Genomic DNA, 8,211 nt, shown 5'->3' on the forward strand with positions numbered 1-8,211 from the left:
AGAATTAATATCAAAAAATAGAGAAAGGAGAATTTGAGTTCACTCAAATTCTCCTTTCTCACTATTTGAAGCTAGTTATGTCCCAGCCTCTTTTTTTGTTCAAAAAAATTCCAAATACCTATTCCCTTTTCCACATTTTTATAATATAATCCTAACTGTATCAACTGTACTATGTATCGTAGTACACTAAGTACAGATTGGAGGGGCATAAAATGTTTGAGCTGGATGTGAGAAGCCGTAAGCCAATATATGAACAATTGGTTGAGCGGCTTAAAGAGCTGATAATTACAGAAATATTAAAAACAGATGAACAGCTACCTTCAGTGAGAACGCTAGCCCAGCAGCTGACTATAAATCCAAATACGATCCAAAAAGCTTATCGAGAGCTTGAGGTTCAAGGATATATCTATTCCATTAAAGGAAAAGGCAGTTTTGTTAGTCCGGCTAGTCCCTCGCCTAATGCAGAAAAGCTTAGTAAGGTGAAATCAGAGCTAGTTAAGCTGATTTCTGAAGCGATGTATTTAGGCATATCGGCAGATGATTTATACAAAATCATTCAAGAGGTTGAAGCGATAGTCGGGGGAGGGATAGAAGATGATCAAAATTAGAAATGTCCGCAAGGCATTTGAAGACTTAGAAGCTATAGAGAATATGAATATAACAGTGAATAAAGGGTCGATATATGGATTGCTTGGTTCGAATGGAGCAGGAAAGACAACTCTACTCAAGCTAATAACAGGCATTTATATTCAAGATGATGGGTCGATCACCATCGATGAAATGCCAGTTTATGAAAATCCTAACGTGAAGGAAAGAATATTCTTTATCCAGGATATTCCATACTTTCTGCCACAATATACAGTGAAACAAATGGCGCAGTTCTATCAAAATATGTATCCATCTTGGGATCAGAAACGTTTTGAAGAATTAGTCGGGGCATTTAATATGGACTTACATAAAAAGGTTAATAAATTTTCAAAGGGGATTCAAAGACAGGCTGCGTTCATCCTTGGACTTTCAACAAAACCTGATGTTCTTCTTCTTGATGAGCCGATGGATGGACTGGATCCAGTTATGCGAAAAAAAGTAAAAGGGCTAATAATTGAAGATGTAGCTGAACGTGAAATGACCGTGTTAATTTCCTCTCATAATTTAAGAGAAGTTGAAGATTTATGTGATTTCATTGGCATTATGCATAAAGGGAATTTAATGATTGAAAAAGAATTGGATGATCTGAAATCAGATACCCACAAAATTCAAGTTGCTTTTAACGGGCCGACTCCGCCGGGAATTTTTGACCAGATCAAAATCCTTCATAAGGAAAAGCGCGGAAGTGTACAATTATATATTGTGAATGGAAAAGAAGAAGAGATAACAGCCAGAATCATAAAGTATAATCCTATCATATTTGATATCCTTCCACTTACTTTAGAAGAAATTTTTATTTATGAAATGGGGGATGTTGGATATGCAGTCCAAAATATCCTTGGTTAGCAAAGAGATTTGGAAAACCATTTTGAGAAGTGTTGGATGGGTAGCGATCGTCTATTTTCTTGGATTATTTATTTTAGTTCCATTAGATATTTTGATGACAGCATCGAAATTCGAGGAGCATCAGTATATTTATAGGGCTGAGAATTTATTTAGGTACAATGCTGAGATTCAAAGTATTTTAACTATAGCACTGCCTGTTCTGCTGGCTATTTTCTTATTTCGCTTTTTGCATGTAAAGCATTTTAGCGATTTTATGCATAGTTTGCCAATTAAAAGAGAGAGACTTTATCACATCTTCACTCTTTTGGGTGCCGTCATTTTAATAACACCCGTCATTTTAAATGCCATAATTCTAATAATCATCTACAGACCTTTCAATTTGCATGAATTTTTAACGATGAGTGATATTTTTCAATGGCTGGGCCTTACGATTATGTTTAATTTAGTCATTTATATGGCATCAGTCTTTGTTGCGATGTTAACAGGACTATCTGTTGTCCAAGGCGGGTTAACCTATATTCTTCTCCTTCTTCCAATTGGACTGATTATCCTGTTCGGCTTTAATTTGCCGTTTTACTTATACGGCTTTCCTGAACAATATTTTATGGCAAGCAAAATTGAGTCCTTTTCGCCTTTGGTCGCTATGAGCTTAATTAGCGGACGGCCGATTGGATGGGTAGAAATCATCATCTATATTTTGCTGATCTTCATACTTTATGGATTATCCTTATGGATTTATAAGCAGAGAAGGCTTGAAGCGGTTTCACAGGCTCTCATTTTTCCATTTATGAAGCCAATCTTTAAATATGGGGCAACATTTTGCTCCATGTTATTAGGCGGAATGTACTTCGGGCAAATGGGCGGAGGCATCTTTTGGCTAATTGCAGGCTATTTATTTGGTTCTATTCTAGGCTATTTTATAGCTGAAATGGTATTACAAAAATCTTGGAGAATTATCATTCATATTCGAGGATTTCTCATATACGTTTCTGCCATGGCTGTTCTTTTCATGCTATTTCAATTTGATTTCACTCAATATGAGAAAAATATTCCGTTTACGAGTGAAATCGAACGTGTCCATTTTGGAAACAGCTATTACCGATTTACTGATACTGAAGCTGAACCCTATTATCTGGAGGATACAGATAATATCGAGCTCATAAGGAGGCTTCATAAGGAAATCGTAGCGAATAAAGGTAACAATACAATTTCTAGAGATTCTGCCTTTTTTGTCTATGAGCTTAAAAATGGGAAGAGAATCGTCAGAAACTATGAGATTGATAAAAATAAATATGCTCAATATTATAAGTTAATTTATGAGTCGCCAGAATATAAAAGGGCAACAAATGAAATTTTTCAAGTAAAAGAAGGTCAGATCGAGAAGATATCAATTCAGCCGTACGGTCCTATAAGTAAAAGATCAACCATTGTCGACCCATCTGAAATGGAAGAAGCGATCTCCATCTTAAAAGATGAGATTAATCAGGCAACGTACGAAGAGATGCAGGATCATCGAGATGCCTATTCAGTAATTGAAATTCTCCAAAGAAATGATAAAACAGTTACGATGGAATGGCGAGTTTCATATAAAAAGTTTGAACAGTGGCTTGCCGAAAAAGGGATATTAGAGAATGCGAGAATTAATGCTTCAGATATTGACACGCTCTACATTGCTCCAAAAGAACAACTAGATATCGATTATAGCGGCTATTCCCATGAGGAAGTATTTAAGCAGATGGAATCGTCCGGGAATGTCCTTAAAGTAACAGATAAAACGATGCTGGAAACAACTTTGAAGGATACGAAGGGCTATATTGATGGACCGTATGTTGTTGCTATTAAATATAAAAATGATCGGTATATCGATATAAAAAGCTTTTCCAGTGAGTACGTTCCAGATTTTGTAAAGAGTTATTTTGAATAGAAGGTGAGGGAGGGGAATGAGATTGGATACTTGCTCGATTAATATGAAAGAAATTTGTGATTTGTATTATAAGCGGATTTTTCATTCAGCTTATTGCATTACGAGAGACCATTATTTAGCTGAGGACGTTGTTCAGGAAACATTACTCAAAGCGTATCAAAAAATGGATACGATTCAGGATAAAGAGAAAATGGGGGCCTGGCTGTCGTCCATTGCCACGAGAACAGCTATTGATGTGATTCGAAAAGAAAGAAAAACAACAGAAAGATTGGCCGCAAACACAGATTTTGAGAATACGAACGTGATTATGAATCAGGATGTAGAGCAGGAAGTAGAACTAAATTTCTTAAATGAGCAAATCCATTCTGTAATAAACTCTCTTACACCTGATCAAAAAAACGTGTTTTTACTTAAGATTAATTATGGATTAAAGGAAAGAGAAATAGCTGAATTATTAAAGCTCAACCAAAATACAGTTAAAACGAAATTGTATCGAATTCGAAAATATTTAAAGGCGATATTGCTTGAAAAGGGATTAGCATAAATATCAATGAAGGTCCGTTGGGATAATTTTTCCACGGGCCATTTTTCATGCTAGCCCTATATCCAAATGCTATATTTTTAATGAAAAGGAAAAAGAGGGGTTCCTGGTAAAAGAAACGAGGTTGCATTACCCGCGAAAAGTAAAAAAAGGAGTCCAAGGTAAAAGAAACGGGATTGCATTACCCGTGAAAAGAAATTTATGTGAATACCTGGAAAAGAAAAGTGCAATGAGGTCGAGTTGCTTGCCGAACCAAGTTTAATAGACTATGTTCTCATCAATAGTGTCCATAGTAAATAATAAAAGCCTGTTAATTATCAAAGTAAGTCTAATTTTATGCAGGATTTTGAATACAATGAATGGAAATTAGATTTATTAGTTAATAGGGGGTTGAAAGAATGCGGGAAGCGGTTATTGTGGAAGGCGTTCGAACACCGGTAGGCAGAAGAAATGGTTTTTTTAAAAATTTTAGAGCGGATGATCTTGCTGCTCAAGGCTTAAAGGGATTAATCGAGCGAGCAGGAATAGACCCAGCGATTATTGACGATGTTATCTTGGGCTGTGTTTCCCAAATTGGAGAACAAAGTGGCGATATTGCAAGAGTGGCCTCCCTCATTGCTGGTTTTCCAATTGAGGTTCCAGGAACGACCATTGATCGTCAATGCGGTTCAAGTCAGCAGGCTGTTCATTTTGCTGCCCAGGCGATTATTGCTGGTGATATGGATGTTGTCATTGCTGGCGGGGTTGAGAATATGTCACGTGTACCAATTGGTTCCAGCTATCAGGGGGTTCCATTTAGTGACCAGCTGATGGACCAGCATGAAATGATTCATCAAGGCTTATCAGCAGAAAGAATAGCTGAAACATACGGATTTACTCGAAAGGAATTGGACCAATTTTCATATGATAGCCATCAAAAAGCATTGAGGGCGCAAGCCAATGGCTATTTTTCAAAAGAGATTGTTCCTGTTCAAGTCAATCTGCCTAACGGCGAAACTATTACTGTCTCAGAGGATGCCGGACCGCGGCCGGAAACGTCTGTTGAAGCACTTGGCGGTTTAAAAACTGTGTTTAAAGAGGATGGAGTCATTCATGCAGGAAACTCTAGTCAGATTAGTGATGGAGCTGCAGCATTATTAATTATGTCCCGAGAAAAAGCAGAGGGACTGGGACTGAAGCCAAGATTCCGGATTCTCACTAGAACCGTTGTCGGTTCGGACCCAACCTTAATGCTAACCGGACCTATTCCAGCTACTGAAAAAGCATTAAAGAAGGCAGGATTATCAATCAATGAAATAGATGTATTTGAAGTAAATGAGGCCTTTGCTTCTGTCCCGCTAGCCTGGTTAAAGGAAACGGGTGCGAATCCTGCCAAACTGAATCCAAACGGCGGTGCAATAGCACTCGGTCATCCTCTTGGAGCGAGCGGCGCAAGATTAATGGTTTCAATGATGTATGAGCTTGAACGCACAGGAGGAAGATATGGTCTCCAAACAATGTGCGAAGGGCATGGTATGGCGAATGCGACAATTATAGAAAGAATCGATTCATGATATATCGATATTATTTTATTTAGCATCGGTGCAATTTCCGATGCTTTTATAATCCTTTTTTATAAAGAGCTTGCTTAAATAAAGGAAAAAAGTGTTATAATCTTCTTTAGCAAGCTGAAAGGGAATATATTTTACATATTATTTTGGGTGGAAATAAAGTAATGGCATATGATATACATAAATATTGTTAGGAGAGATTAAGACTTGTGAAAATTTATAAGGCAATTCCCAATATGGTTACTCTTGGAAATTTATATTGCGGATTTTTATCAGTCGGTTTTGCTGCAACCGGACAATTTAAGAACGCAGCTATTTTAATTTTAATCGGGATGATGCTTGATAGCATGGACGGAAGATTAGCCCGTATGTTAAACGTCGATAGTGAATTAGGGAAACAGCTTGATTCTCTAGCCGATATTGTTACATTTGGAGTAGCGCCGTCATTTTTAGTATATTATACTTATTTTTTTCAATTTGGCCTTTTAGGAATGGCCATTGCTGGGCTATTTCCATTGTTTGGTGCTTATCGTTTAGCTAGATTTAATATTAGCTCCAGCAAGACTTCCTTAAATTATTTTGTCGGAGTACCTATAACAGCTGCTGGAGGAATATTGGCGATTTTAACTTTATTTGGAGATAAAATCCCTCATATTTTTACAACGGTCGTATTTACAGGCATGTGTTTTTTAATGGTTAGTAAAATTAGAATTCCTAGTCTTAAAGAAATCCCGCTTCCGAAGTATGGGACCATTGTAACGGTGTTCCTCGGGTGTATTCTGTATATCATCTATATAAAAGGCACAAAAGGCCAATTTCCATATTTAATTTATATCGCAACTCCACTTTACATAGCTTATCTTGCTTATCGATTTGTAAAAGGGAAGAGTAAAAAGCATGATTAATAAATAGATAATAGAGTGTAAATCCTATGAACTGCCCCCTGTCAAGTAGACAGTGGTAATAATAAAATTGATCTAAGCGGCTTTAGCTCTATATTCCATAGGGCTAAGGCCGTTTAATCGTTTNTGAACTGCCCCCTGTCAAGTAGACAGTGGTAATAATAAAATTGATCTAAGCGGCTTTAGCTCTATATTCCATAGGGCTAAGGCCGTTTAATCGTTTTTGATACCTATCATGATTATAGAAATATATGTATTCATTTATCGCTAAAGAAAGTTCTTCAAATGTCTTATACTTATGCCTATAATACTTCTCACATTTAAGTGTTCCCCAAAAAGATTCCATTGGTCCGTTATCAATACATCTACCAACTCGGGACATACTTTGCTTCATTTTTGCTGCGTCTATTCTTCGTTTAAACCCCTTCGAGGTATATTGAAATCCGCGGTCACTATGGATTAGTGGGCGATCTCTATCCAAAAGTATTGTAGCCTGATCAAGCGTCTTGAATACAAGGTTATTATTATTGGAATGCCCAAGTACATAGCTAACAATCGAACCATCGTATAGATCACGAATGGCGCTTAAATAAGCCTTCTTTGTCCCATATTTAAGTTCAGTGACATCCGTAACCCATTTTTCATTAGGCTTTTCAGCTGTAAACTCGCGATTTAGGATATTTTCTGCCACATGTTGTGGGGTAGAGCGTTTGAATGATTGTTTCTTCTTTACCCGAATAACCGAGCGTAAATTTGAGATTCTCATTAGTCGATATATTCTCTTATGATTGAAATTCGCTTTAAACTTCCGATTCATTTGTAACGTCATTTGACGATATCCAAAGGTTCCATCTACTTTCTCTTGAAGAGCTTTCATTTCTTTAATAATTTCTTCATTCTGAAGTTTTCGAACCGTAGGTATACGATTAAGCCACTTATAGTAAGCAGCTCGTGAAATATCGGCAATTTCACAAAGTAAAAGAATGCTCAAATTCTCTTCCTTATGAAGTTCCTGAATAGCAATATACTTATCTTCAAATCGGACTTGGCTTATCTTCGCCTCCTTTCGATCTCTTCTAACTTTTTTAAGAATAAATTCTCTGCACGTAACCGTTCATTTTCTCGTTCTAATTTTTTCATTTGAAGCTTTATTTTCTCTTCTGGAGTTAACTCAACTTCTTCTTTCTTCCTTCCACGTTTATCTTTAAGTGCTTCCTCTCCGCCCTCATCATACTTCTTTACCCATTGGTACACTTGTTGATAGGATACCCCGTAGGTCTCAGCTGTTACTTGATAATCTTTTCCGTTCCCTAGGCAATCTAGTGCAATTTGAATCCGTTCATCCCAAGTAGTTTTTCTCCCTTTAATCATAGAGCTTGTCCTTCCTTCCGATGTATCCTTTAAAACTCTATGACTATTATACTTGTTAATCCATTTCCGGAGGACTGAATCAGAAGAGATTCCATACTTAAGCACAATTTCATTAAAAGAAAAATTGCCAGTTAAATAATCCTTTACAGCAGATTCCTTTAATACCTTAGAGTACTTCTTCCATGAAGTAGATGGTTCTAACCCACTTTCCCCAAACCTCTCAAAGTGATTGATCCATCTATATAAAGTTTTTACAGAAATTTTATACCTAGTACAGAATTCTTTAAGTGAGCAATCTATATTTTTGTAAGCCGCCAATACCTCTATTTTAAACATAAGAGAATGGGATATTTTTGACATAAAAAAACTCCCCCTAAGGTTCAACAGATTTTTATTTTTTAATCTGTCTACCTTATGGGGAGCATATCA

At 36.7% G+C, this 8,211-nt stretch carries 7 protein-coding genes; 6 read left to right on the forward strand and 1 reads right to left on the reverse strand.

Features of this window, described 5'->3' with window-relative positions:
* The first annotated feature begins 212 nt into the window (after positions 1-212).
* The 6 genes from AR328_RS20090 (at position 213) to pssA (ending at position 6,414) form a co-directional block, all read left to right on the forward strand.
* Entirely contained in the window at positions 213-608 is a 396-nt protein-coding gene (locus tag AR328_RS20090) for a GntR family transcriptional regulator (RefSeq protein ID WP_066300809.1), read from the forward strand.
* On the forward strand, positions 595-1,494 hold the full coding sequence (locus tag AR328_RS20095) for an ABC transporter ATP-binding protein (RefSeq protein ID WP_066300816.1): 900 nt from the start codon (positions 595-597) through the stop codon (positions 1,492-1,494). The genes AR328_RS20090 and AR328_RS20095 overlap by 14 nt, the downstream gene beginning before the upstream one ends.
* Entirely contained in the window at positions 1,469-3,418 is a 1,950-nt protein-coding gene (locus tag AR328_RS20100; RefSeq protein WP_231735044.1) for a DUF6449 domain-containing protein, read from the forward strand. The genes AR328_RS20095 and AR328_RS20100 overlap by 26 nt, the downstream gene beginning before the upstream one ends.
* Before the next feature lie 16 nt (positions 3,419-3,434).
* Positions 3,435-3,962, forward strand: a complete 528-nt coding sequence (locus AR328_RS20105; protein ID WP_066300822.1) for an RNA polymerase sigma factor — start codon at positions 3,435-3,437, stop codon at positions 3,960-3,962.
* A 395-nt stretch (positions 3,963-4,357) separates the two neighbouring features.
* On the forward strand, positions 4,358-5,512 hold the full coding sequence (locus tag AR328_RS20110) for a thiolase family protein (protein WP_066300825.1): 1,155 nt from the start codon (positions 4,358-4,360) through the stop codon (positions 5,510-5,512).
* A gap of 233 nt (positions 5,513-5,745) precedes the next feature.
* Entirely contained in the window at positions 5,746-6,414 is a 669-nt protein-coding gene (gene pssA, locus AR328_RS20115; protein ID WP_442854473.1) for a CDP-diacylglycerol--serine O-phosphatidyltransferase, read from the forward strand.
* A gap of 169 nt (positions 6,415-6,583) precedes the next feature.
* On the opposite strand, the gene AR328_RS23595 is transcribed toward pssA, so the two are convergent.
* Positions 6,584-8,142 (reverse strand): IS3 family transposase gene (locus AR328_RS23595; RefSeq protein ID WP_442854471.1). Its coding sequence is split into 2 segments (ribosomal slippage): positions 6,584-7,500 and positions 7,500-8,142, totalling 1,560 coding nucleotides; the frame shifts between segments, so codons are not numbered across the junction.
* Positions 8,143-8,211 lie beyond the last annotated feature (69 nt).

Origin of the sequence: Bacillus sp. FJAT-29937, from assembly GCF_001509555.1 — a bacterium.
Taxonomy (GTDB): domain Bacteria; phylum Bacillota; class Bacilli; order Bacillales; family Cytobacillaceae; genus Cytobacillus.

Excerpts from the sequence above, each read along its gene's own strand:
- AR328_RS20090 (WP_066300809.1), top strand. The coding sequence starts at position 213 with ATGTTTGAGCTGGATGTGAGAAGCCGTAAGCCAATATATGAACAATTG.
- AR328_RS20095 (WP_066300816.1), top strand. The coding sequence starts at position 595 with ATGATCAAAATTAGAAATGTCCGCAAGGCATTTGAAGACTTAGAAGCT.
- AR328_RS20100 (WP_231735044.1), top strand. The coding sequence starts at position 1,469 with ATGCAGTCCAAAATATCCTTGGTTAGCAAAGAGATTTGGAAAACCATT.
- AR328_RS20105 (WP_066300822.1), top strand. The coding sequence starts at position 3,435 with ATGAGATTGGATACTTGCTCGATTAATATGAAAGAAATTTGTGATTTG.
- AR328_RS20110 (WP_066300825.1), top strand. The coding sequence starts at position 4,358 with ATGCGGGAAGCGGTTATTGTGGAAGGCGTTCGAACACCGGTAGGCAGA.
- pssA (WP_442854473.1), top strand. The coding sequence starts at position 5,746 with ATGGTTACTCTTGGAAATTTATATTGCGGATTTTTATCAGTCGGTTTT.